This is a genomic window from Nonlabens ulvanivorans, from assembly GCF_032922765.1.
Lineage (GTDB): Bacteria > Bacteroidota > Bacteroidia > Flavobacteriales > Flavobacteriaceae > Nonlabens > Nonlabens ulvanivorans.
The window spans coordinates 359,214-384,420 of record NZ_CP136694.1 but is presented as its reverse complement, the minus strand read 5'-3'; the positions used below and the strand labels follow the sequence as shown (position 1 = coordinate 384,420).

Sequence of the window (25,207 nt, the reverse complement as noted above, 5' to 3'; positions counted from 1 at the left end):
TATTAAATATAATTACGTCTTCAATTATTGTTTCACCACTTTAGTGGTATAAGTTTCATCTCCGTTACGCAACTCAGCAATGTAAATTCCTGCAGGTAGTTCAGTAAGATCTATTTGAGGATGGTTGTTTGTTAGCTTTCGCGAAAGCGTAATTCTACCTCTCACATCATATAAAACAACCTGTGCGTTTTCTAACATACCATTTTGCAAGTTTACCTGTACGCTTCCAGAAGTAGGATTAGGTACTAGACTGAAGTTTACTGTTTGTAGTGTATCAATACTTAATGGCGTTTGGAAAGTTGATGTAAACGTATTAGTAATAATAGGCGGATTGAAATCGAAATAAATTTCGGCCGTATTAGGTATTACCGTTCCTTCTATTGATGTTATAGGTTTGATTTTAAAGTATACATAACCATTTGCGCCTACTGGATCTGTGGCAGCGTCTGGCAATAAAATATTATCAAATCTCCAAACTACTTGATCTTCCATACGTTCCATAACATATGCATGACTTGCGTCTATCATTTCAATAGAGTTCCAGTCCAGTTGTGCGTCTAGTGTATCTTCAATGCGCACGTTAATCGCACTGGCTGTTCCAGTATTTTCAAATCTGATGGTGTAGTAGAAATAGTCATTAGGACCAAATTCTGCTGGGTTAATAAACGCTCCACGAGATTCCATTTTATCATTAGGGTCATAACTACCTATGACGATTTGTGAACTTATACTTGAATTGTTATTAGGCGTGATGTCATTTGCAACAGGTGTTATACTTGCGGTATTTGTCAAAACATCTCCTAGGTTAATATTAGGTATTACAGGAATTTGCATCTCTATTTCCATCGTGCGGTATTCAAATGGTAATAGATTAGTGTAATTTAAGTCCACAGTCAATGGGTTAATGACTGCCGCTGGATCATCTACCGCAACTATAGAGAGCTGTGTGTCATAAGTATATTGTAATTGTCCCATTGCCACAGGTGTAGTTCCTAGATTTGCATAAACGACGGTTTCTTTATAAGTGAAACCTGGTCGAGGTTGTTGTTGCGGTATAATGTAAACCACTACATCTTCATAAGCAGCAAGAGGTGTTACTAGAAAATCTCTTGTAGTGACTCCTGATCCTGCAGGAATACTTTGTGCTGTATATGTTGCTGGTGATACGGAGTAGTTTGATGCATAAGCTGGTAAAACAGTATAACCTAAATCATAACTATTTGTTGGGTCTGAATCATAGATACTATATGCTGCTAGTGGTGTTGCTACTTGCATGACACTACCATTCATGTTCTTTTCCCAATCAAAAATCCCCAATGGAAAAGGTACATCTGTTGCGTCCACTACTCCATTTAAGTTAACATCTAGGATAGATTGCATTCTGATCCCATCACAATTAACGGTAGCCGTACTACCTGTGCCTATTTCTACTTTTAAGAAACCTGGAGTATTTGAGAAGTTTGAAGTCAACAATAAATAGTATTCACCAGCTTGTGCATTATTTATTTGTCCGATTTCTGGCATGTTTACAGAAAAACTATGATCAACATAATTAGCCTGTGTAATTCCATTTGCACAACCACCAGTAGCGGTTGTAAAAGGACCATATAAGGCATAATCAACATCTAAGTCTTGCCCTAAAAAGTCAGGTTGTGTGTTTTGCCACACCTCAATAGTTAAGTCACCACTTGTTGCGATGGGAATATAGAACCATGACGGATTGCGAGGTCCTGTAGCTGAAGAAAACGGATAATAGTTCCCGGCTTCGGCAGTTGAACCGTCAAAAATATTAATGAATGGTTGACCAATACGATCACATAATGAAAGTGCATTATCACATAAATAAGAGTTATTGCAATTCCCTTGAGCATTTAACTGTATGGAATAAATCACATCACAATCACCAGCCACGGTTTCTCTCACAAATATTGTATTGAATGGACTATTAACTGGGAAACTATAAAGCAAAGGGTTAGTAATTGATTGGGTCTCATTTTGAGCATCTACAATATCCTCGTAGTAAGTCAATACATTACCGGTATTAAGTTGAGTTGCCACTACAGTAAGATCAAAATCTACAGTTCCATCAAGGTCTGCGTCACATTCATCAAGAGTTAGAGTAATACTATTATCATACTGATATGTATTAATAAACAGGTCAAAAGTACCAACTTGGTAAGCACCTGTAGCATTTTCTTCTAACCTAAAATAAATGGTTTGATTTGTATTAATACAGTGATTGCTAGGTGTTACTATAGCTGCTATGTCTGCATTTGAATCGGCATTACTAGTGTGGTAAGAAATAGTATAGTCTGATGGATTATTGTTTGCCATGATTTGAGCAGCATGTTGAGTCAAGTCAAAACATACTGGAACACCAGGATCGGCACATAGTAGTAAATGTGACGGATTACCAATCGCGAAACAGTTAGGATCAATTTGTAACTGTAAAGGTGAAACACCCACACAACCTGTAGGAGAGAATTCTGTGCGCACATAAATCAATAGTGTATTTACATCAGTTACAAAATTTGTTAAAAAACCTAATGAATTCAATTGATTCCAAGCGTCTTGCTCCGTCAGGTAATATTCAGTAAACCATGAGTGCACATTATTAGGAATACTAGTGGTCTCAACAATTACTGAATTGGAATCCCATTCTATAAATCCATCACCATCATCGTCACAACCAGTTAATGGTGTGAAGTTGTAAGGTGGTGGTACCTGATTAACGACTAAATTAAAAGATTGAGAAGTATCTCCACTTCCTGTAGTAAGATCATGAACTCTAACAAAGATAGGTTGCGTTGTAGATGTACAATAAGGAGAAGTTAATGGGTTTACGTTGTTATCAGCATCTGCTTGAGAAATATGATAAGTGACACTATACTGGTTTGGTGAAAGCGTTCCGAGAGCTGGAAAATCATTCACGTTTAAATCAAAACATGCTGAATTATTTTGATCTTCGCACTCTTCTAAATCGATTACTTGAGAATTCTGATTACAGTCTGTTAGAATTGCGACTACATTAATGACTACATGACAGTTTAATGTAGTCTGTACTCTTATAAATAAATCTGTGGGAATGTTTGCTTGATTAATAAAAGTAGTCGACAGCGGATTTGAATTAGTATCTGCATCTTGATAACTCAAAAAGTAAGTAAAAAGTAAATTATTCTGTCCGTTTGAAAGAAAAGGTTCTATATCAAAAAGGTCTACTTGAACTTCACCAGTGGCAGTAATTGAACCACAATACGTAAAAGTCTGTAAATTATTAACAACAGGTAATGACTCAACGATTATATTACCTGTTGTAAAATCAGAAGTGCCGGTGACAGTATCTGTTACTTTAATAAAAATTGTTTCAGGATTAGAAGTATTTAAATAATTCCCTGCTGGTAATGGATTTACATTATTAACAGCATCTAATTGAGAAGAAAAATAAGTGACGCTATGTGTCGCTGAACTTTGGTTTGCTAATGCTGTAGCGTCCCAAAATGTTAAATCAAAAACTTCTGTTCCGTCATTAGAAACATCATCACATAAAATATAATCTGGAACTGGACCAGCAGTTACTTGTGCTGTAGCAATGGTAGTCAACAGTAGTACTGTTAAGAGTAAAATTCTTTTCATGGCGGTAGTTTTATGGTTATAAGTTAGTTGAAATCATGGTCATTTCAGGTATTGAACGACCTTTATTAGACTACTGACTTATTCCATAGATGAACTAATAACCAGATGGTTGCGTGAAAAAGTTTCCTACTTTTATAGATTCTCTGGCATTACTGCTAGACTCTTAAATAAATTTGCTTTTGATATAAAGAGTTTTTTATATGTATTAATTTCTTTAAGTTTTGAATCGATTAATTTAACCTCTCTACTGTTGATGAGGAATAAGGAACTATCACCTAAGTCAAATTTACGTTCTTCTCCCGTTAACATAATTTGCGATGACTCTACAATATTAGTAATCATATTTACTTGAACATTATAAGAATCTAACTCATTAAAAATACTTGTCACCTTATTCTTAATTTCTAGTTGTGAAGATGCTAGATCGTATTGTGCATCTGCAATTTTAATTTTTGCTAGTCTTAAATCTCCACGTTCTTTTCTTAAAAATAAGGGCATAGAAAAAGTAATACCACCTTTATAATTTGCTGCTTGAAAACTATTAAACTCATTCCACTCTGGTGAAAGAAAATTATAATCGAGTGTTAACTTAGGCAGTAGTTTATTTGCCTTTAATCGTCTATCGATATCTAATTGATCAATCTTAAAATTCATGGAGCGCAACTTAGGATGATTCTCGATGGTAAACTCATTTAAAGTAAAACCATAAATCTCTAGCGTTGCATCTATCTCGTTATTTAAATCTTCTTGGGGCACTATATTAGGTTGTAATTCTACAGGTACTTCATTAAGCCATAGAAAATTAGAAAGTTCGAGGCGCTGTTTAACTAGCTGTATGCGTGCCTGCTCTTTATTAAGCGCTCTGTTTTGTGCCGCAATGCCAGCCTCTACCGTATCGATAGCTGCTTTATCACCAGCCACAAAACTACTTTTCACTGCTTGAAATCTGATTTGAGCATTTTCATAAAACTGATCATAAACTTTATATTCTTCATGGATTTGCCACCACTTAAAATATGCTAGTGCAGCTTCATATAACACCGCATTTACTAACAAGTCGCGATCCACTACACTTTGCTCTCTATAAATTTTGGCTTTGCGCAATGTTGCCATACGTTCATTAATCAAAAACCCTTGTCCTAGATTAACACTCACACCAGCGTTATACAACCCATTTTCTGGAACTGTATTTGACGGGTCTAAAAAAGTACCTTCATTGCGTTCTACACCAGCTTTAAACTCTACACCATACCAAGTAGGTATTTTAAACATTGCATTAAGTTGATCATAATACTCTGTTCCTTTAAACTCTTTACGGTCATAGTCTACCTCAATTTTTGGATCAAACCCACCACGAGAACGCAGCAAATTAGCCTGTCCACCATCGATTAATAGTTGCGCCTGTTTTGCTATAGGATGATGTGCTTTTACAAATCCCATGTACTCTCTAAAACTCATTTCAGTAGAATCCAGAGCAACAGTTGATTGTTGGGTAGTGTGTTGAATACGCTTTCGCGAAAGCGGACTCTCTAACACCGTAGCATTGATCATAAAGCTTATAAACGTCCCTAAAATGATTAGGTATTTACTTCTTTTTCTTATCGGCATCTTTTGTAGTTTTAGGCTGATAATAATTAGGCGGGAAACCGTTTAAACGTCGCCATAGTTCATACCATATAGGTACATCTTCTAACAATGCAATGGTATATGCACCCGAACCAGCGCGCAATGCGGTAGGCCATGGATGATCGTTCTCATCTGGTGCTAATAGAACACGATACTTTCCATTATCACTGATAAAAGTTTCAACAGCAACCACTTTTGCGCCATAGGTACCATAGGAAACATTAGGCCAACCTGAAAAAACAATAGCTGGCCAGCCATCAAACTGAACTCGTACTTCTTCACCTAGATGAATTAAAGGTAAATCTAGTGGCTCTACAAAGGTCTCTACAGCTAGGTCATAGTCTGCTGGCATCACATTTACTAATGGTTCTCCTTCTTTAAAAGTTTCTCCTATTCCACCAAATATCGCCTTATTTATATAACCATTTTGAGGTGCGGTAATGAAGTAAAGATCATTACGCATTTGATAGTTTGTACGGTCCGTCTCTAATTTAGATACTTGCGCCTCTGCATCAAACTGGCTTGATTGTGCTGTAAATTGATCACTACGTGCTTTGGCAATCTTCTCGGCATATTCTTGCTGTATGCGGTTTAAATCAATTTGTGCATTGATGATATCGTTACGACTGGTTAATAATTTGTTTTCTTGCGATATTAATTTGGCTTGGGTCTCCTGAGTTTTCAACCGTTTTTCTTCAACCTCAGTCATGGGTTTTAAGCCTTCATCATTTAAAATTTGAGCACGTTGTAATTGAGTTTCGGCTATTTTTAAATTAGTTTGTGCAGCGATATAATCAATACTATCGGTGGTCACCTTTAATCGTGACTGCATCAACTTATTACGTCCTTGTTCAAATTTCAACTCTCTTTCTTGTGCTAGAGCAGCAATCTGATTATCTAATGCTTTTACCTTCTCACCATAAGATGAAACACTCATCGTTTTAGCATCAATTTGCTGTCCGGTACGTTTTACCAGATTAGGATCAAAGTATTCATTTTTAATCTCGCTAATGCGTAGGATGGTATCACCCTTTGCAACATAATCGCCTTCTCTTACATGCCACTGCTCTATCCTACCAGGAATAGGTGATTGAATAGTTTGAGGTCGTTGATCTGGAGTAAGTGTAGTTACATACCCATTACCAGTGACATTTTGAGTCCATGGTAAAAATAGGATCACTACACAAGCAATAGCCGCACCCGTTAAAAATCTATTGAAATATTTATAGTGTCTACGTTCTAGAACACGCTGACCCGACTTATAATTAATAAGATCTAGCCTTTTAACTAATTCTGTTTGAGAAATATTGAGCATCGTTCTTTATTTATCTTCTATTAATTTTCCTTGATCAAGTGTCACTACTCGACTACATTTAGTAATCCACGCTGGATTTTGACTCACTACTACTAAGGACCATCCATTACTTTTATCTGTTAAGAACTCCATAATTCTATCTGCCTCGGCATCATCAAATTGATCTAATGGATCTTTGAGTATTAACATCTTAGGCTTGCGCACTATACTGCGAGCCAAAACGATTTTTTTAGATACGGTGTAGGATAGTTGTTTTCCTTCTGGGAATAACATTGTCTTTAAACCTTGAGGTAATTTTTTCAAAAAACTGTTTAAACCTACTTTACTTAAAGCCCAGTATACTTGATCATCTGTAATTTCAGGATCACCAAAGGTGATGTTCTCCCTTAAGGTACCTTCAAATGGTGACTCTTCAGTTAGTGACTGACCTATGTGAGACCTGTAATAATTTAAATTGACACCTCGTAAATCTGTATTATTGACATATATATTACCATGTGTAGGTTCAATGATACCGGTTATGAGTCTCAATAAAGTTGCTTTACCACTACCATTACTACCTCTTAAAGCGATATTACAGGATTGAGTAATTTTAAGTGAAACATCATTTATGATAGGCAAACTTCTGTCCTCTACTTCATAGGTAACATGCTCTAAGTCAACAGAAAAATTATCGTCATCTTTAAATGGCTTTTCACCATCCATAGGCTCTAATTCTTTATCCACCACGTTACCTAATTTTTCTAATGATGTTAAAACGTCATAAACCGATTCTAGGCCTGTGATTAATTTTTCAACAGCACCGATAATAATAAGGATTATCAACTCTGCAGCTACAAACTGACCTATGTTCATTTCCTGACTCAATACTAGAATACCACCTATTAACAGCAATCCTGCAGTAACTAGAACTTTAAAACCTATCATCTGTGTAAACTGGCTGATTAAAACATTAAAATGCTTTTCTCTATGCTTTAAATATTCAGACGTAAGTTGATCGTTTTTATCTACTGCAAGTGTTGTCTTCCCAGATAGTTTAAAACTTACAATTGATCGAGCTACCTCTTGTAACCAATGTGCTACTTTATATTTACTTTGAGACTCCATAAGGCTACTATCGAGACCCTTTTGTGCTGTAAATTTAAACAGGATATAGACCAGCAATACTAGTAGAAATCCATAAATTATAAAGAATGGATGGTAAAACGAGAGTAATAGTAAACCAAAGATAATTTGCAATAAAGCTGTAGGATAATCTACTAAAATCTTAGAAAGGCTTTTTTGTATCGTAAGTGTATCAAAAAAACGATTTGCTAGTTCTGGCGGATATATACCATGCAGTTCACTCATTTTCATTTTAGGAAAACGATATGCAAATTCAAAAGAAGAACGTGTAAAAATCTTTTGCTGTATGTTCTCTGTAATTCTAATTTGCATTAATTGTAATACACCACCAAAAGCAACTCCTAAGGTTACTAAAATAACCAGTATAATCCACGAGGTACTGATTTGTGCACCTTGTATTAAATTAATAATTGCCTGTATACCTAATGGTAAGGATAAACCAACTAATCCAGCAAATATGGCATAATAAAAAATCTGACGCACATCTTTTTTATCCAACTTAAGCATTCTTACTAAGCGCTGCCATGCGGTTAAAATATTCTTACTTTTTGCCATGATTTATTTTAAAGTTTGAAATACTAAATGTTTAAAATAGTCTGTAGGAGATACTTGATCGTTACAATCTGTTAAGTTTTTAAAATGATCTTTTAAAAAATGTTGATGTAAAGCACCTTCTAATATCGTACTACTTAATGAAGAAGGATATGGGTAATCTGAATTCACCATTAAAATCATATCCTTTACTCTTTCTACTAATCTCTTATAAATAGTAAAGTAGCCGCTTCTATTTTCTTCATCGACCTCTTTTGTAAGATATGATTTAGAATATTCTGCAATGACGATTTTATTTAAAACAACCTCATCAATATGTTCAAACTTTGAGTCTTGCTCTATAGGTTGTGTAATAATCTCAACCGCTCTACTCAAGCGACCTGTGGGCACTGTAATCTTTAAAGTTTCAATCACTAATTGATACTCTAACCAGCCCCAATACCATGAAGTTAGATATAACAATAGCTTATGTTTATTTTCAAAATATCTATAAATAGAACTCTCATTAGAGCCTATTGACTTACCTAGTTTTTTAAAGGTAAATTGTTCAAAGCCCATTTCATGAATCATAGTTATACTGTTGCTAATGATACGCTGGCCTAATTCAGACGATTCAGGATCTTTGACAAAGATTTTATCATTGATCTGCACCTTCAGGTTTTGTAGTAATTGGTCCATAGTGATTGTATTACCATACAAACATAATAGTATTACTATTAATGATAAATAGTTTTAGTATTATTTAACAATACCAAGACTTTCATTTAATTTTGAGATATAAAAAAACCTGTGATTCTCACAGGTTCTAAAATGAAATCGAGATTATTCTATTCAATCTCTGCCGTTAATCCTGCCTCAAGCAGTTTTGTACAGCGTGGTTCTAAATCTTTATACGCACCTGTTTTAACGCTGCATTTCCCTTTATAATGGACGATCATAGAACATTGCTCTGCTTGCAATGGAGTATGGTCACATGCCGCTACTAACATATCTATTACATGATCAAAGGTGTTTACCTCATCATTGTAAAGAACGATCTTATTTTCTGCTTGTTCTAGTATCTCTAAGTCTAACTCTGGAGACACTTTTTCTTTTGTACTCATAATCATCATATTACAAAGTTAAAAAAGATATTAATCTAAATTTTAAAAGCGTCTTAAATTTTAATTCTTTATCATTTTTAACCCTACCCAGTTATCTCTAACCATATGTGAGTCGTATTGAATACCTACTTTATTACAGGCTTCTTTAATTAATTCTAGGTCTTCGGTGTAAAATCCAGAAAAAAGTATGGTTCCACCAGATTTTAAACTTTCACCGTACACTGGTATATCTTGAAGTAAGATATTTCTATTAATATTTGCTATAATAAAGTCATACATTTTGCCTTCTAACTGTTCTGCACCACCTAGGATCACTTTTACTTTATCGGCTTTATTACGTTCAACATTTTCGATAGCATTTTCATAACACCAGGTATCGATATCTATTGCATCGACGTCAATTGCACCACGCATTTGGGCAAGAATACCTAGCACTCCTGTACCACTACCCATATCTAAGACTCTTAATCCGGTTAAATTTTCATTTAACAAATGTTGGATCATCATATGAGTGGTCTGATGATGACCTGTACCGAAACTCATTTTTGGTTCAATAACGATATCGTATTCTACACCAGTCGCTTCATGAAAAGGCGCTCTTACCTCGCAGCGGTTGTCTACAGTGATTGGGTTAAAATTCTTTTCCCACTCAGCATTCCAGTTGGTAGGTTCTATTTCTGCTTTCGCGAAAGCGATATCAACTAACTCATTGCTCAAAACCTCTACATCAGTTAGTATAGAATCATTATCGAGTGATTTCAATACATAAGCTGTTACACCTGTTTCTGTTTCAACAAAGCTTTCAAATCCTGCCTCACCTAGTTGAGCTATTAAAACATCGTTCCACGGCTGAAGCGGTGTTATTGTAAATTGATATTCAATGTAAATTTGATCTGTGACGCTATGGCTCATATCTGTAATGTCCTGTTATTTTAAATTGAAACAGACAGTCTTCATATACCTGTCCTGCTCCTATATTGTGGACTATATAATATCTATTAGTCCCTTTAATTTTATTGCTACTCACGATGCCTATATGAGTTAATCCATTAGATAGTACCCAACTTACTATATCTCCTGGTAAATAATCTGACTCTAATGAAGTAACTGCTATAGAGCTGTTATGTCGTTCAAAAAAGCGTCTCAAATTAGGCACGCGCCTGTGGTCTATATTACTATCTGTACGAGTTAAACCCCAGTTTTGTGGATAAGCACTGAAGTCTTTCTTCATATCCTCATGTACTTCTTTTTGAAGATCAATGTCTACTGATCTATATACTCTTATGATGACATCTGTACAAACTCCATAACCAGATGGCACATCGCCGCCAGGATAATCTATTGAGAAATATGCGCCATTATAGACCACATCATCCTTAGTAAGTTCATCTGCAGCATGCGCAAGTTGCCACCCAAAAGTAGTTTGACAAATTCCGGCAAATGGGATTAAAAGAAACGCGGTTAACAGTAATGTTTTAAAATGCATCTGCAATAGCAAGGAAGGATTTTGCGTCTAGTGATGCTCCACCTACTAATCCGCCATCAACATCTGGCTTTGCAAAAATCTCTGCAGCGTTGCTAGGTTTCACACTACCACCATAAAGTATGCTTGTATGTCTGGCCGTCATGTCCCCATATTTTGCCTGAATAAACGATCTAATATCTGCATGCATATCTTGCGCCTGTTCTGGACTAGCTGTTTCTCCAGTACCTATTGCCCATACTGGCTCATATGCTATTACAATTTGTTCCATTTGAGAAGCATTTAATTGAAAAAGACCTTTTTCAATTTGTGCCGTTACTGTACTTACATGATTACCAGCTTTACGCTGTTCTAGATGCTCTCCACAACAAAAAATAACACGCATACCTTTCTCTACTGCAGCAAGAGTTTTTGCAGCAAGCAGCTCATCAGATTCTGCATAGATATCACGTCGCTCTGAATGTCCAACAATAACAGTTTTAACACCTACACTTTGTAGCATATCAATAGAAACTTCTCCTGTAAAAGCTCCTTTTTCTTGTTCACATACATTTTGAGCCACTACTTCTATAGGTGTATCTAATGTACTATTGAATGCTGGATATAGACATGGATGAGAAGGTGCTATCATCAACTCACAGTTATAATCTGCCTTAAGTCCTTTTTTCAGGTCACCTATTAAGGTTTGCGTCATGGATAAATCACAATTCATTTTCCAATTACCTGCAACTATATTTTTTCTCATCGTATTATTTTTAAAATGATATTAATCTAATTTAACTCTAGGATCGAGCCATACATAAATTACATCTACAAAGATATTGATAATTATAAAGAGCGTAGCAATAACTAAAACTGCTCCTGTTATTATGGGCAAGTCTAATGTGTTAAGTGCCTCCACAATCTCTTTTCCTAGTCCGTTCCAATTAAAGATATATTCAACAAATACTGCGCCAGCAAGCATGCTAGCAAACCAACCACTAACCGCAGTAACTACTGGATTTAAAGCATTTTTAAAAGCATGCCTTTTTATAACTTGTAAGGTTGTTAGACCTTTTGCATATGCGGTGGTTATATACTCTTGACTCATCACCTCTAATAAACTATTGCGCATTAATTGAGCAATAACAGCAAGCGGTCTTATCCCTAAAACAATAGCCGGTAATATCAAGTTGCGCCATTGAAGGTGCATTGCCTCTCCATAATCATCCATTTCATACAGACTTCCACTCATTTTTAATCCAGTAAATTCATGCAAGACATAGCCAAATAAAAATGCAAATAAAATGGCACTAAAAAAGGATGGTACACTCATCCCCATGGTACTTACTACCTGTATGAATTTATCTAACCAGCCATCACGATATAATGCAGATATCACACCCAAGAATAAGCCTAAAACTAGTGCTACACTTATCGCTGCTACAGCAAGGATCATTGTATTAGGCAAGGTTTCACCTATGACAGTGCTTACATTTTTCCCTGTTTTCTGAAAAGACTGACGTAGATAAGGAAATTTTAAAACAGTCCTAATATTTCCAATTGTAAGCAATGCCACACTCGTATATTTTAAGCCGTCATCATAAGTAAAATCAGATGTCTTTGTACTATGAAAGGATAACGGTGATAAATCATTTAAAAAATATAGATACTGTGTACCAATAGACTGATCAAAACCATACTTATGTTTTACAATGGCTAGTTGGTCTGCACTTTCATTTTGTCCCATCATCATTTGTGCAGGATCACCTGGCAATAGGTAAAAGAGTAAAAAAACTACTGTTACAACTCCATAAAGAGTAAGTAAAGCATAGCCTATTTTGCGCAGCGCATATGATATCATAACTCTAGGCTATCGATATCGTTCCAGTGTGATTTTGCTATTATGGTTCCCTTATCTAAGAGCATGATTCCTGGATTAGATCGTATAATAGTTTTAAGTGCCGTTTCATCAGTAACATAGAAAGTAGTTTCAAATCCATACTTTTTCATGATCTCTTGTGCTTGACTATCGCTAGACGCACTTAATGCTAGGACTTCATATCCAGCACTTTCTGCACGGTCAATAAAGGCATTTAATTTATATAAACCTTCACTCTCAGACTTACTTAAGTTATAGGTAATTACTACAGCAATTTTCTCTTTAGAAAGTATATCTGCAGTAAAATCCTCTCCATTTCTTTCAATAGAAAAATCATGAATAGGTGGCACATATCCTTTTTCAACTAGTCGTGGCTCCACTTTATCATACTTTGGATAACCGCTAGGCGGCGCTCCTTCAGTTGAGACGATTTCCTCTTTTCCATCTATAGTATAATACCAATCATATGCATATACATCTGGATTATTAGGATCTTCTGCCATTCCTTCTTCAATATTCACACCTACTTTATATGCTCTAAAATCTAGGATTGGTAAATGCATTAACACATAATAAGCTATTGCAAAACAAAATATAGTGACTACTAAAATGATGTATTTCAAAGACGCTTTCGCGAAAAGCGGTTGAATATACTTCATATTAAAAAACATGATCACAATTAAAATAGTAAGCAATACATCTTTAAGGAAAGACTCAAACGGCACTAAAGGTATGGCATCCCCAAAACAACCACAGTCTGTCACTTTATCAAATGCCCAAGAATAAAAGGTAAGAAACGTAAAGAATACAATCATTAATAATAAGGACCAAATCGTAAATTTCTTTTGAAAACCTATGAGCAACATCACACCCAAAACCACTTCAAAAATGACTAAAAATATAGCAAGAGGTAAGGCTAACGGCTGTAAAAATTCTAATCCCAAAACCGCAGCACTAAAATATTCATCTAGTTTATAAGAAAAACCTAGTGGATCATTTAATTTAATTAATCCGCTAAAAATAAACAGGATACCTACAAACCATCTGCAAAATTGAACCAGTGCTTTCATTATATTTTTTTAGTTATTCAAATATAGGAATTAGGGCTGAGTTGTCGGCTTTTGCTGGTTTAGTTTATGAGATTTTTAGTGGTGTTCTAAAAGGTGAGCAATAAAAAAAGCATCGGCTTTTTAAAACCGATGCTTTTAAAAGTATAGTAACTAAGGATTATTTAATCCCTACTAATTCAACGTCAAATACTAGTGTAGCATTAGGTGGGATAACACCACCAGCTCCTGCACTACCATAACCTATATGAGAAGGAATGACTAATCTAGCCTTATCTCCTACTTTAAGTAATGCAATACCTTCATCCCATCCAGAAATAACTTGTCCTGCTCCTAATTGGAAATCAATAGGCTGCTTGCGCTCAAAACTTGAATCAAACACTTTACCGTTAGGCAACATTCCTTTATAGTGTACAGAAACTGTTTTACCATTCTCTGCCTGCGCACCATTACCTTCTTGAATAATTTTATAACGCAATCCACTTTCTGTTTTATCAAATCCTGCAGCAATTTCATCTAGATCTTGCTCAGCTTGCTTGCGTGCCTGCTCTTCACGTAGTTTAGCAGCTCCTTCAAACTGACGGAACTCTTCTACAGCATTAAAAGATTGCGCTGCTTCACCTTCTCTAATAATTTCTACAGTTTCAATAGAATCTCCTTGTGCGATAGCATCTACAACATCCTGACCTTCTACAACTTTACCAAAAACGGTGTGCTTATCATCTAACCAAGCCGTTTCTACATGGGTAATAAAAAATTGAGAACCATTTGTTCCAGGACCAGCATTTGCCATACTTAATACTCCAGGACCATCGTGACGTAGTTCTGGGTGAAATTCATCATCAAATTTATAACCAGGTCCACCTGCACCAGATCCTTGTGGATCCCCACCTTGTACCATAAAATCAGGAATTACTCTATGAAAAGTTAACCCGTCATAATATGGTGTTCCTTGTGGTTTAGCATTGTTTTCTAGATTACCTTCGGCTAAGGCTACAAAGTTTCCAACTGTACCAGGAGTTTTATCGTAGTGAAGTTGAATCAGAATTGAACCTTTAGTCGTATTAAATTTTGCATAAATACCTTCTTGCATGTCTTCTTTTTTTAAGGCTGCAAAGATACGCAATCAACGTAATGTCTAACTCATAGCTTATTCACAAATTCTTATAAAAAAAGCCACCACAACAATTTTGTTGTGGTGGCTTACTAATATATATTGGTAATAATTATTCTGTAGTTCCTCGCTTAAAGAAAACTCCATCATCCCAATCATCGTGATTATCATCTGGAAAATGACCAAAATCTTGATTATGAGTTAAACGTTCTCTTAAGTTAATTTGACCACGAGCTGCTATTAATTTACCATTACGGTTATATCTCACCTCTAATCCACCAACTTGATTTAAAACTCCACCTCTACGAGTATAATCCATATTAAGATGACCTATACGAGCCACTTGACCACTTGCAAAATATGAGATGCGAGTATTGCCTATTTTAGTTACTTGACCTTTACGGTTGTATTTTACATTTATGCGATTGTTAGAACGATTTGAAGATCGTCTATTCGTATCATATCTGCGATAGTTACTGTTATTACCATAAACCTGTCTTGTATTAGGTAATTCAAACTCAACACGACCATCTGGAAAAACAGCATAGTCTACATTATTAAGAGCAAAAAGAACTGGTTGCGCATTGCGGTAACGTGTTAATTCACCCTGTAAATTATCTTGGTTTACAAGAACTTCGTTTGCCTGTGCAGTAGTCATCATCATCAGACCAGCTGCCATTAAAAGTATCATTTTTTTCATGACTTTAATATTTAGGGTTTTGCCTACTCTATAAGCTTTTCGGCGTTCGCTTATTAGGTAGGTTTCAAATCTCGTGCCATTTACGCAAACGTTTGCGTAAAACATAAACCACTCTTCAATAACTGATTGAAATCGTGATAATTAACTTTATTATAAATAATATACTGAATAAAAAAACGCTCTTAAATTTTAAGAGCGTTTTTGATTATTTGTACTAAAAGCAATTATTTAATTTGCCACTTCACTAATAAATTTTAAGCGATATAATCGTATTTCTTCTTCTTCATAGTCACCGTCAAATTCCTCCATGGCATCTTCTATTTTGTCTGATTCTGACTCAATAAAATACTCGTGTAACTCCTCTTGTTGATCTTCATCGAGTACTTCATCAATCCAGTAACCTACATTAAGGCGAGTACCACTATAGACTATACTTTCTAATTCCTCAATCAACTGATCGATTTCCATTCCTTTTGCACTAGCTATATCATCAAAACTCAATTTACGATCTATACTAGTAATAAAATAAAGTTTGTTTCCAGATTTAGATCCAGTTGATTTAATAATTAAATCGTCTGGCCTTGTAATGTCATTATCCTCGACATAGCGCTGTATGAGCTCAATAAATTTTGCTCCATACTTTTTAGCCTTTCCTTCTCCTACGCCATGAATGTTTGCTAGTTCTTCCATGTTAATAGGATACTTAGTAGCCATATCATCTAAGGAAGGATCTTGAAAAACAACGTATGGTGGAACATTTTTTTGGGCGCCTACTTTCTTGCGTAGTTCCTTCAACATTTTAACTAGTGCTGCATCTACTGCACCACCTTGACCAGCAGCAATCACTGTGGTACTAGCGTTTTCAGGATAGGTATGATCTTCAGTCATCATAAATGACTTCCCATTCTTTAAAAACTCTTCACCTTCTTTTAATAGCCTTAAAGTTCCATAAGATTCAATGTCCTTTTTTATGTATCGCGCGACTAGTATCTGTCTTATCAATGCCATCCAGTAAGTAGGTTCTTTGTCTTTACCACTACCAAAAAAGTCTTGTTGATCTAGCTTATGAGAGCTAATCATCGCATTGGACTTACCTATTATTATATTCACGATGTCTTTGGCCTTATAACGTTGCCCGGCAGACTTAATTACATGTATTAATTTTTTAACTTCTTCAACAGCTTCTTTTTGTGGTTTTGGATTACGCATGTTATCATCCATGTCACCACCATCGCCAGTAGCTGGATCAAACTCTTCACCAAAGTAATGAAGAATAAACTGCCTACGGCTCATACTCGTCTCAGCATACCCAACCATTTCTTGTAGTAAAGCGTGACCTATTTCTTGCTCAGCAATAGGCTTTCCAGCCATAAACTTTTCAAGCTTTTCAATATCCTTATAAGAATAATACGCTAGACAATGTCCTTCTCCACCATCTCGTCCAGCACGCCCAGTTTCTTGATAATAGGACTCAATACTTTTAGGTATATCATGATGTATAACAAATCGTACATCGGGTTTATCAATTCCCATCCCAAAAGCGATGGTAGCTACAACGACATCACAGTTTTCCATTAAGAACTTATCCTGATGTAATACTCTAGTTTTTGCATCTAGTCCAGCATGATAAGGAACGGCATCAATACCATTTACCTGTAATACTTGAGCTAGTTCTTCTACACGTTTACGTGACAGACAATAAACAATACCACTTTTACCTTCATGTTGTTTTATAAACCTAGTAATATCTGCATCTACCTGCGATGTTTTAGGTCGTACTTCATAATAAAGATTAGGTCTGTTAAAAGATGCTTGATAAGTAGTCGCATTTGATATCTGTAAATTTTTAAGAATATCTTCTTGCACTTTAGGCGTTGCCGTTGCAGTCAACCCTATAATAGGGATACCTTCATCAATACGGTCGATAATTTTGCGCAGATTGCGATACTCAGGTCTAAAATCGTGTCCCCATTCACTTATACAGTGCGCTTCATCTACAGCAAGAAAAGAAATCTTCTCACCTTTTAAAAAGTCTACATATTCTTCTTTAGTAAGTGACTCTGGAGCGACATAAAGTAATTTTGTAATACCATTGGAGATATCATCCTTTACTTGTTGAATGTCTGTTTTTGATAATGAAGAGTTCAATACATGAGCTACTCCATCATAATCACTGATACCACGTATGGCATCTACTTGATTTTTCATTAATGCTATTAAAGGAGAAACCACAATAGCGGTTCCTTCTTGCATTAATGCTGGCAATTGATAACAAAGAGATTTCCCACCACCGGTAGGCATTATTACAAATACATCTTCCTTATTAAGTAGTGATGTAATTACTTTCTTCTGTAATCCTCTGAATTGGTCAAATCCGAAATACTTCTTTAATTGTTCCTCTAGTCCTGTAGACGATTCTGGCATGGGGCTGATACGTTTTACTTATCTTTGTAACTTGAAATTTACGATTTTTATCTTTTTCTACAAACCATAAAAAACAATTAACTTTTTTGGACACTGAGAATAATATTTTAGAAGTAGCAAAACGCACGATTCGCATAGAGTCTGCGGCGGTTAAAAACCTTGAAAATAGTTTAGATTCCGCTTTCGCGAAAGCGGTACAACACATCCATACTGCTCAAGGAAGAGTTATAATTACCGGTATAGGTAAAAGCGCCATAATAGCGATGAAGATAGTAGCAACAATGAATTCAACAGGCACACCTGCTATTTTCATGCATGCTGCTGATGCTATTCACGGTGATCTAGGGATTATACAAAGGAACGATGTCGTTATCTGTATTTCAAAAAGTGGTAACACACCAGAGATTAAAGTTCTGGTTCCTTTAATTAAAAACTTTGAAAATAAATTAATAGCGATCACTAGTCATAGAGATTCTTTTTTAGGTAAAGAGGCAGATTTTATTCTTCATGCACCTATTGAAGAAGAGGCATGCCCTAACGGTCTTGCCCCTACAACCAGCACAACTGCTCAACTAGTGGTAGGTGATGCGCTTGCGATTTGCTTGTTAGAATTAAAAGGCTTTACAGATAAAGATTTTGCTCGTTATCATCCAGGTGGTGCGCTAGGAAAAAAGTTATATTTAAGAGTTCAAGAACTTATAGATCAAAACACAAAACCGCAAGTAAATTCAAAGAGTTCTCTTAGAGATGTAATTGTTAACATATCAGAGAATCGCTTAGGAATGACCGTCGTTGTAGATGACTCTAAGTTAACAGGTATCATAACTGATGGAGACTTAAGACGTATGTTATCTACCGGAAAAGACATAGATAGTCTTACCGCCGCAGATATTATGACCACATCACCTAAAACCGTCGCTGCAGACGATATGGCTGTGCAAGCTCGTGAAGTGATGGAAGAGTATAATGTTTCTCAACTAGTCGCGGTTGATGATGATGGATATGCTGGAGTGGTTCATATCCACGATTTAATCAGAGAAGGAATTTTATAACATGGCACGTAAAAAGGCAGACCCTAACAATATGTCATTTCTAGACCACGTAGAAGAGCTGCGCTGGTCTCTCATACGCTCTATATTAGGTATTCTTATCGCAGCTATCGTTGCATTTATTTTTACTGAATTTATATTTGACACTATTATTTTTGGCCCTAAGAGTAAAGATTTTGTTACTTATGGCGCTTTGTGTGATGTTGGGCGATTTATAGGTGTAGAAAGTGAATTTTGTGATCCTCAACTAGACTTCATGCCTCAATCACGTAAGATGTCTGATCTTTTTAGCGCACATGTATGGACCTCTATAACAGTAGGTTTTGTTGCGGCATTCCCATGGATCCTATGGCAATTCTGGAAATTTATATCTCCTGGCCTTAAAGCAAATGAGCGCAAGTACTCCAGTGGTTTTATCATTATAAGCTCGATTCTATTCTTTATGGGTGTTGTTTTTGGATATTACCTCATTGCACCACTATCTGTTCATTTTCTTGCTACTTATGATTTGAGTGATGGAATTAAATTTGAACCAGACTTACAGAGTTATATCGCGTTAATAAGGGCTAGTGTACTTGCTAGCGGACTCATGTTTGAGCTACCGGTTATTGTTTATTTTTTAACTAAAATAGGTCTTTGTACTCCACAAGGAATGAGAAAGTATCGCAAATATGCGCTAGTACTTATCCTTATTGTAGCAGCCGTTATTACACCACCAGATATACAAAGTCAGGTCATAGTTGCTATACCTGTGTTAATTTTATATGAGCTAAGCATTTTTATATCGATGTTTGTACTCAGAAATAAACGCAAACAGAAATTAGCTGCTTTAAACAATGAGTAAAATCGTAGAAGAATTTAATGAGTATCGTGAGAAAATGAACGATGCCATTCTTGAGGACAACAATAAGATCATCAAACGTATCTTTAATTTAGACACTAATGCATTTACAGAAGGTGCATTGGATAAAAAAACTAAAGAGTTATTAGGCCTTGTTGCCAGTACCGTACTGCGTTGTGACGACTGTGTGAAATACCATCTAGAAGCAAGCCACAAAGCTGGCCTGACTAAAGAAGAGGTTATTGAAGCTCTATCCATTGCAACATTAGTAGGTGGAACCATCGTGATACCGCATTTACGACGTGCATATGAGTACTGGGACGCCGTAGAGAAACAATCATAATCATTTATGATCTATTGAAATTTACAAAACTTCTATCCTATGCAGGATAGAAGTTTTTTTTATAATCAACATCAATAGAAATTGGCTACTCTAGTTGCTCTATTTTATATTTGAGAAATTAGCATTTATGTTTTATTGGGGACTTTTTGGTTTTGGCGGAATCTTCTTTTTTATTTGGTTAAGTAATAAGAATCGTAAGTTGCGACTACAAAAAAGAAAAAGTTATCGCAATAATTTAAAAGCTAGATTTAAAGATAACAGAGAAGGCAGAGAGATGAAGTAAAGATGATTCTTAAATTTCAATGCATAACCTACCAAAAATGAAAATATATACTAAAACAGGTGACGAAGGAACCACAGCATTATTTGGCGGCACTAGAGTACCTAAACATAATTTACGTATCGATAGTTATGGTACCGTTGATGAATTAAACTCATGGATAGGACTTATAAGAGATCAACCTGTAGATGACCACACTAAAAGTATTTTGATTCAAATACAGGACGATTTGTTTACCGCAGGTGCCATACTGGCAACTGATCCTGAAAAACTTATACTTAAAAATGGTAAAGAGCGATTAAACATCCCTAAAATAAACAATGAGAAAATAGAAGTACTTGAAAAGGAAATGGATGCCATGGACCAAGAGTTACCACCTATGACTCACTTTATCTTACCTGGCGGCAATCAATCGGTGTCATTTTGTCATATCACACGTACGGTGTGTCGTCGTGCAGAGCGACTCGCGACCGAATTACATGCACAATCACCTATAGATACTCAAGTATTAAAGTACTTAAATAGACTATCTGACTATCTTTTTGTCTTGGCACGTAAATTGTCACAAGACCTACAAGCAGAAGAAATCAAATGGATCCCAAAGAAGTATTAAAAACGTGGGGCAACTGAAGAGTATTTTTCAGCAAAAACATTTTGATTCTCAAAAGCTTACACGCTCTTGTAAATCTTGATATCATTAATTCAAAAATAACTTGCATAAATTCACAAGAAGTTTATTTTTGCAAAAATTAAAACGGTAAAACTATGTACTGGACATTAGAACTAGCATCTTATTTAAGTGACGCACCTTGGCCTGCTGAGAAAGACGAACTTATTGATTACGCTATTCGCACAGGTGCTCCTCTGGAAGTGGTAGAAAACCTTCAAGCAATTGAAGATGAAGGTGAAATGTACGACTCTATTGAAGAGATCTGGCCCGACTACCCTACAGACGATGACTACCTCTGGAATGAGGACGAATATTAATAGCGGTAATCGCTGCTTAAAAAGTCTCGTAAAGAGGCTTTTTTTTTGCCTTAATTTTTAGATATTGCAACTGGAACGTGTGTTTTTATAAACCACTATAAACCAATTAAATAACCACATAATGGGACTATTAGATTCCGTACTTAAAGTATTTGTAGGCGATAAAGCCAAAAAGGATGTTAAAGATATTCAACCTTTAGTTGATAAAATCCTAGCTATCGAGCCGTCTATGGAAAAACTTTCAATAGATGAATTAAGGCATAAAACGGTAGAATTCAAAGAAAAAATCGCTCTTGCAAAAGCTGATACTGTTGCTAAAATCACAGCTCTAAAAGCCGATGCTGACAATGAAAGTGACATCGATAAGCGAGAAGATATCTATAATGAAATTGATAAATTAGAAGATGTTGCTTATCAACAAGGTGAAGTCACTTTAAATGAATTATTACCTGAAGCCTTTGCCGTTGTAAAAGAAACTGCAAAACGCTTTTTCCACAACAGTACGATAAAAGTAAAAGCAACAGAACAAGACCGTATCCTATCTGCAAATAAAGATTATGTAAGTCTAGAAGGTGATGATGCTGTCTGGCAAAACTCGTGGGATGCCGCTGGTAAACCTATCGTATGGGACATGATTCATTATGACGTACAACTTATAGGTGGTGCCGCATTGCATCAAGGTAAAATTGCCGAAATGCAAACTGGTGAAGGTAAAACTCTTGTAGCTACTTTACCTGTTTACCTTAATGCTCTTTCAGGTAATGGTGTTCATGTTGTAACTGTAAATGATTATCTAGCAAAACGTGATGGCGCATGGATAGGTCCATTATTTGAATTTCATGGTTTAACGATAGACTGTATCGATTATCACAAACCTAATTCTGAAGAACGTAGAAATGCTTACAACGCAGATATCACTTATGGAACTAATAACGAGTTTGGATTTGATTACCTGCGCGATAACATGGCGCACAGTCCTAAAGATCTAGTTCAAAGACGTCATAATTATGCTATTATTGATGAAACCGATTCTGTTCTTATTGATGATGCACGTACTCCATTAATTATCTCTGGACCAGTTCCAGAAGGTGACCGTCAAGAGTTTGATGTCCTCAAAGCTCCTGTAGAAAGTATTGTACAAGTGCAGCGCACTGAGTTAATCAAAACCCTTGCACAAGCAAAAAAATTAATTACTGATGGCGACCTTAAAGAAGGCGGAATGCAATTATTGCGTGTATATAGAGGACTGCCTAAAAATAAAGCGCTTATAAAATTCTTAAGTGAAGAAGGTATTAAAACTCTTCTTCAAAAAACGGAGAATTTCTATATGCAAGATAACAATCGTGAAATGCCAAAAGTAGATGAGGCTCTTTACTTTGTTATTGATGAAAAGAATAATCAAGTAGAACTTACTGATAAAGGTATCGATTACCTATCTGGTCAGGATGATCCTAACTTCTTTGTCATGCCAGAAATGGGAATGGAGATAGGAAAAATTGAAAACTCTGGTTTAAGTATAGAAGAACAAGCAGAAGCAAAAGAAGATCTTTTCCGTGAATTCTCCATAAAATCAGAACGTGTACATACCTTAAACCAGTTACTTAAAGCTTATACCTTATTTGAAAAAGATACGGAGTATGTAGTACAACCGCATGAGAAACGCACACCTAATGGTATAGTGCAAGAAATGCAAGTAATGATTGTAGATGAGCAAACCGGTCGTATCATGGATGGTCGTCGTTATAGCGATGGACTACACCAAGCGATTGAAGCAAAAGAGAATGTAAAAATTCAAGATGCAACGCAAACCTTTGCTACCATTACATTACAAAACTACTTCCGTATGTATCGCAAACTATCTGGTATGACAGGTACAGCGGTAACAGAAGCAGGAGAATTCTGGGAAATCTACAAACTCGATGTAGTAGAAATACCTACTAACAGACCTATCGCACGTGATGACCGTCAGGATTTAGTTTATAAAACAAAACGTGAAAAGTATAACGCTGTAATAGAAGAAGTAACACGATTAAAACAAGCTGGTCGTCCAGTATTAATAGGTACAACTTCAGTTGAGATCTCTGAGATTTTAAGTCGCACCTTACAACGTGCAGGAATCGATCATAACGTACTGAATGCAAAACAGCATAAACGTGAGGCAGAGATTGTAGCACAAGCTGGTGATCCTGGACAGATTACCATTGCTACTAACATGGCTGGTCGTGGTACAGATATTAAATTGTCTGATGAGGTAAAAGCCGCTGGTGGTCTTGCCATTATAGGTACAGAACGTCATGATTCACGTCGTGTAGATAGACAATTACGTGGTCGTGCTGGTCGTCAAGGTGATCCGGGAAGCTCTCAATTCTATGTTTCTCTAGAGGATAACTTAATGAGACTCTTCGGTTCTGAGCGTATGGCAAAAACCATGGACAGATTAGGAATGAAAGAAGGCGAAGTAATTCAGCACTCTATGATTTCTAAGTCTATTGAACGTGCTCAAAAGAAAGTAGAAGAAAACGCATTCGGTGTACGTAAGCGTTTACTAGAATATGATGATGTGATGAACGCGCAACGTGAAGTGATTTACAAGCGCCGTTATAATGCTTTGTTTGGCGATCGTCTTGCAGTAGATATTGCAAACATGGTCTATGATATTGCCGAGGTTGTTACCGAGACTAATAAACAAGCTCAAGATTACAAAAACTTTGAATTTGAAATCATGCGTTACTTCTCAATGAGTAGCCCAGTTTCTGAAGCAGAGTTCGGTTCTAAAAATGAGCAAACCATTACCGGTATAGTTTATAAAGCAGCTTACCAGCATTATAAAGAAAAAATGGAACGCACCGCTACAGAGGTGTATCCAGTCATCAAAAATGTATATGAAAATGATGAGCGCCAGTACAAGCGCATCGCTGTACCATTTACAGATGGAATAAAAACTTTAAACGTTGCTACAGATTTAGATGAGGCTTATGAATCTCAAGGAAAATCATTAGTCCTTGATTTTGAAAAGAACATTACACTGGCCATTATCGATGATTCTTGGAAAACGCACTTGCGCAAGATGGATGAATTAAAGCAAAGTGTTCAACTAGCCGTTCACGAGCAAAAAGACCCATTATTAATCTATAAGTTTGAAGCTTTTGAGCTTTTCAAGAAAATGGTTGATAAGGTAAATAAAGAAGTGATCAGCTTTATGTTTAAAGGCGATTTACCTACACGAGACACTGCAGCTATTCAAGAGGCAGAACAACGCAAGGTAGAAAAAACCACTACTCAAAAAGAAGAAATCTTAAACAGTGATGAACGTGCTGCACAAAACCGTGCCGTAGGTGCTGGAGCTAGTAACGCAGGACAACGTCCACCAGTAACTGAAACCATTACTCGTGACCAGCCTAAAATTGGCCGTAATGATAAAGTGACTATTAAGAATGTAATGAACGGCGAGACTAAAGAAGTGAAGTATAAAGCCGCTATCCCTTTGATTAATAAAGGAGAATGGGTTCTAGAACGATAATTCTATAATCTCGCTATTGCGAAAAGATAATTTCAAAAATGCCTTTCTGTTTAGTAAGGCATTTTTTTGTTTGTAATTATACTAAGAAAAGCACCTTTCCTCAGATGAGGAAAGGTGGGCAAAACGAGCGAAAGCGAGTTTTGGTCGGAAAGGTTGAAAAACCGACACTCTTTAGAAACTCAAA

Annotated in this window: 20 protein-coding genes; 6 read left to right on the top strand and 14 right to left on the bottom strand. The window is 36.0% G+C overall.

All coding sequences use genetic code 11. The annotated features are described in order from the left end of the window. Nucleotides 1-24: 24 nt before the first annotated feature. The 14 genes from R1T42_RS01665 to recQ form a co-directional block, all read right to left on the bottom strand. Nucleotides 25-3,633 carry a T9SS type A sorting domain-containing protein gene (locus R1T42_RS01665; protein WP_317291048.1) on the bottom strand — a complete coding sequence of 1,203 codons (3,609 nt, stop codon included), beginning with the start codon at nucleotides 3,631-3,633 and terminating at the stop codon, nucleotides 25-27. Between the two features lie 132 nt (nucleotides 3,634-3,765). Continuing rightward, nucleotides 3,766-5,241 (bottom strand): TolC family protein, encoded by a 1,476-nt coding sequence (locus R1T42_RS01660; RefSeq protein ID WP_317291047.1) that lies wholly within the window; start codon nucleotides 5,239-5,241, stop codon nucleotides 3,766-3,768. Continuing rightward, on the bottom strand, nucleotides 5,219-6,574 hold the full coding sequence (locus tag R1T42_RS01655; protein WP_317291046.1) for an HlyD family secretion protein: 1,356 nt from the start codon (nucleotides 6,572-6,574) through the stop codon (nucleotides 5,219-5,221). Before R1T42_RS01655 ends, R1T42_RS01660 begins: the two co-directional genes overlap by 23 nt. A 6-nt stretch (nucleotides 6,575-6,580) precedes the next feature. Then, a complete protein-coding gene (locus R1T42_RS01650) occupies nucleotides 6,581-8,254 on the bottom strand; it encodes a peptidase domain-containing ABC transporter (RefSeq protein WP_317291045.1) in 1,674 nt (557 codons plus the stop codon). A gap of 3 nt (nucleotides 8,255-8,257) precedes the next feature. Next, the gene (locus R1T42_RS01645) at nucleotides 8,258-8,929 is read right to left on the bottom strand and encodes a TetR/AcrR family transcriptional regulator (protein WP_317291044.1); all 672 of its coding nucleotides are present in this window, start codon (nucleotides 8,927-8,929) and stop codon (nucleotides 8,258-8,260) included. 149 nt (nucleotides 8,930-9,078) lie between these two features. Then, on the bottom strand, nucleotides 9,079-9,354 hold the full coding sequence (locus R1T42_RS01640; protein ID WP_042246653.1) for an ATP-dependent Clp protease adaptor ClpS: 276 nt from the start codon (nucleotides 9,352-9,354) through the stop codon (nucleotides 9,079-9,081). 60 nt (nucleotides 9,355-9,414) lie between these two features. Then, on the bottom strand, nucleotides 9,415-10,266 hold the full coding sequence (gene prmA, locus R1T42_RS01635; protein ID WP_317291043.1) for a 50S ribosomal protein L11 methyltransferase: 852 nt from the start codon (nucleotides 10,264-10,266) through the stop codon (nucleotides 9,415-9,417). Next, nucleotides 10,256-10,840 carry a DUF1287 domain-containing protein gene (locus R1T42_RS01630; protein ID WP_317291042.1) on the bottom strand — a complete coding sequence of 195 codons (585 nt, stop codon included), beginning with the start codon at nucleotides 10,838-10,840 and terminating at the stop codon, nucleotides 10,256-10,258. Before R1T42_RS01630 ends, prmA begins: the two co-directional genes overlap by 11 nt. Then, nucleotides 10,830-11,582: a triose-phosphate isomerase gene (gene tpiA / locus R1T42_RS01625; RefSeq protein ID WP_042270275.1), complete on the bottom strand. Its 753-nt coding sequence runs from the start codon at nucleotides 11,580-11,582 to the stop codon at nucleotides 10,830-10,832. Before tpiA ends, R1T42_RS01630 begins: the two co-directional genes overlap by 11 nt. Nucleotides 11,583-11,603: 21 nt before the next feature. Continuing rightward, the gene (locus R1T42_RS01620) at nucleotides 11,604-12,680 is read right to left on the bottom strand and encodes an ABC transporter permease (RefSeq protein ID WP_317291041.1); all 1,077 of its coding nucleotides are present in this window, start codon (nucleotides 12,678-12,680) and stop codon (nucleotides 11,604-11,606) included. Beyond that, nucleotides 12,677-13,768, bottom strand: a complete 1,092-nt coding sequence (locus R1T42_RS01615) for a BT_3928 family protein (RefSeq protein ID WP_036581353.1) — start codon at nucleotides 13,766-13,768, stop codon at nucleotides 12,677-12,679. Before R1T42_RS01615 ends, R1T42_RS01620 begins: the two co-directional genes overlap by 4 nt. Nucleotides 13,769-13,925: 157 nt before the next feature. Further along, nucleotides 13,926-14,858 (bottom strand): peptidylprolyl isomerase, encoded by a 933-nt coding sequence (locus R1T42_RS01610; protein WP_317291040.1) that lies wholly within the window; start codon nucleotides 14,856-14,858, stop codon nucleotides 13,926-13,928. 133 nt (nucleotides 14,859-14,991) lie between these two features. Next, nucleotides 14,992-15,579 carry a hypothetical protein gene (locus R1T42_RS01605; protein WP_317291039.1) on the bottom strand — a complete coding sequence of 196 codons (588 nt, stop codon included), beginning with the start codon at nucleotides 15,577-15,579 and terminating at the stop codon, nucleotides 14,992-14,994. A 228-nt stretch (nucleotides 15,580-15,807) separates the two neighbouring features. Then, on the bottom strand, nucleotides 15,808-18,003 hold the full coding sequence (gene recQ / locus R1T42_RS01600; protein ID WP_317291038.1) for a DNA helicase RecQ: 2,196 nt from the start codon (nucleotides 18,001-18,003) through the stop codon (nucleotides 15,808-15,810). A gap of 86 nt (nucleotides 18,004-18,089) precedes the next feature. On the opposite strand from recQ, the gene R1T42_RS01595 reads away from it, so the two are divergent. The 6 genes from R1T42_RS01595 to secA all read left to right on the top strand — a co-directional run bounded on the left by R1T42_RS01595 (nucleotide 18,090) and on the right by secA (nucleotide 25,023). Continuing rightward, nucleotides 18,090-19,055, top strand: a complete 966-nt coding sequence (locus R1T42_RS01595; RefSeq protein ID WP_317291037.1) for a KpsF/GutQ family sugar-phosphate isomerase — start codon at nucleotides 18,090-18,092, stop codon at nucleotides 19,053-19,055. A gap of 1 nt (nucleotide 19,056) precedes the next feature. Beyond that, a complete protein-coding gene (gene tatC / locus R1T42_RS01590) occupies nucleotides 19,057-19,896 on the top strand; it encodes a twin-arginine translocase subunit TatC (protein WP_036581364.1) in 840 nt (279 codons plus the stop codon). Further along, the gene (locus R1T42_RS01585; RefSeq protein ID WP_317291036.1) at nucleotides 19,889-20,236 is read left to right on the top strand and encodes a carboxymuconolactone decarboxylase family protein; all 348 of its coding nucleotides are present in this window, start codon (nucleotides 19,889-19,891) and stop codon (nucleotides 20,234-20,236) included. Before tatC ends, R1T42_RS01585 begins: the two co-directional genes overlap by 8 nt. Before the next feature lie 320 nt (nucleotides 20,237-20,556). After that, nucleotides 20,557-21,129 carry a cob(I)yrinic acid a,c-diamide adenosyltransferase gene (locus R1T42_RS01580; RefSeq protein WP_036581373.1) on the top strand — a complete coding sequence of 191 codons (573 nt, stop codon included), beginning with the start codon at nucleotides 20,557-20,559 and terminating at the stop codon, nucleotides 21,127-21,129. A gap of 152 nt (nucleotides 21,130-21,281) precedes the next feature. Then, the gene (locus R1T42_RS01575) at nucleotides 21,282-21,503 is read left to right on the top strand and encodes a DUF2795 domain-containing protein (protein WP_036581376.1); all 222 of its coding nucleotides are present in this window, start codon (nucleotides 21,282-21,284) and stop codon (nucleotides 21,501-21,503) included. Between the two features lie 121 nt (nucleotides 21,504-21,624). After that, complete coding sequence (gene secA, locus R1T42_RS01570; RefSeq protein ID WP_317291035.1) at nucleotides 21,625-25,023, top strand: preprotein translocase subunit SecA; 3,399 nt, start codon at nucleotides 21,625-21,627, stop codon at nucleotides 25,021-25,023. Nucleotides 25,024-25,207: the final 184 nt, after the last annotated feature.

Bases quoted from the DNA above. Each gene is read 5' to 3' on its own strand.
- R1T42_RS01665 (WP_317291048.1), bottom strand. From the start codon at position 3,633: ATGAAAAGAATTTTACTCTTAACAGTACTACTGTTGACTACCATTGCT.
- R1T42_RS01660 (WP_317291047.1), bottom strand. From the start codon at position 5,241: ATGCCGATAAGAAAAAGAAGTAAATACCTAATCATTTTAGGGACGTTT.
- R1T42_RS01655 (WP_317291046.1), bottom strand. From the start codon at position 6,574: ATGCTCAATATTTCTCAAACAGAATTAGTTAAAAGGCTAGATCTTATT.
- R1T42_RS01650 (WP_317291045.1), bottom strand. From the start codon at position 8,254: ATGGCAAAAAGTAAGAATATTTTAACCGCATGGCAGCGCTTAGTAAGA.
- R1T42_RS01645 (WP_317291044.1), bottom strand. From the start codon at position 8,929: ATGGACCAATTACTACAAAACCTGAAGGTGCAGATCAATGATAAAATC.
- R1T42_RS01640 (WP_042246653.1), bottom strand. From the start codon at position 9,354: ATGAGTACAAAAGAAAAAGTGTCTCCAGAGTTAGACTTAGAGATACTA.
- prmA (WP_317291043.1), bottom strand. From the start codon at position 10,266: ATGAGCCATAGCGTCACAGATCAAATTTACATTGAATATCAATTTACA.
- R1T42_RS01630 (WP_317291042.1), bottom strand. From the start codon at position 10,840: ATGCATTTTAAAACATTACTGTTAACCGCGTTTCTTTTAATCCCATTT.
- tpiA (WP_042270275.1), bottom strand. From the start codon at position 11,582: ATGAGAAAAAATATAGTTGCAGGTAATTGGAAAATGAATTGTGATTTA.
- R1T42_RS01620 (WP_317291041.1), bottom strand. From the start codon at position 12,680: ATGATATCATATGCGCTGCGCAAAATAGGCTATGCTTTACTTACTCTT.
- R1T42_RS01615 (WP_036581353.1), bottom strand. From the start codon at position 13,768: ATGAAAGCACTGGTTCAATTTTGCAGATGGTTTGTAGGTATCCTGTTT.
- R1T42_RS01610 (WP_317291040.1), bottom strand. From the start codon at position 14,858: ATGCAAGAAGGTATTTATGCAAAATTTAATACGACTAAAGGTTCAATT.
- R1T42_RS01605 (WP_317291039.1), bottom strand. From the start codon at position 15,579: ATGAAAAAAATGATACTTTTAATGGCAGCTGGTCTGATGATGATGACT.
- recQ (WP_317291038.1), bottom strand. From the start codon at position 18,003: ATGCCAGAATCGTCTACAGGACTAGAGGAACAATTAAAGAAGTATTTC.
- tatC (WP_036581364.1), top strand. From the start codon at position 19,057: ATGGCACGTAAAAAGGCAGACCCTAACAATATGTCATTTCTAGACCAC.
- R1T42_RS01585 (WP_317291036.1), top strand. From the start codon at position 19,889: ATGAGTAAAATCGTAGAAGAATTTAATGAGTATCGTGAGAAAATGAAC.
- R1T42_RS01580 (WP_036581373.1), top strand. From the start codon at position 20,557: ATGAAAATATATACTAAAACAGGTGACGAAGGAACCACAGCATTATTT.
- R1T42_RS01575 (WP_036581376.1), top strand. From the start codon at position 21,282: ATGTACTGGACATTAGAACTAGCATCTTATTTAAGTGACGCACCTTGG.
- secA (WP_317291035.1), top strand. From the start codon at position 21,625: ATGGGACTATTAGATTCCGTACTTAAAGTATTTGTAGGCGATAAAGCC.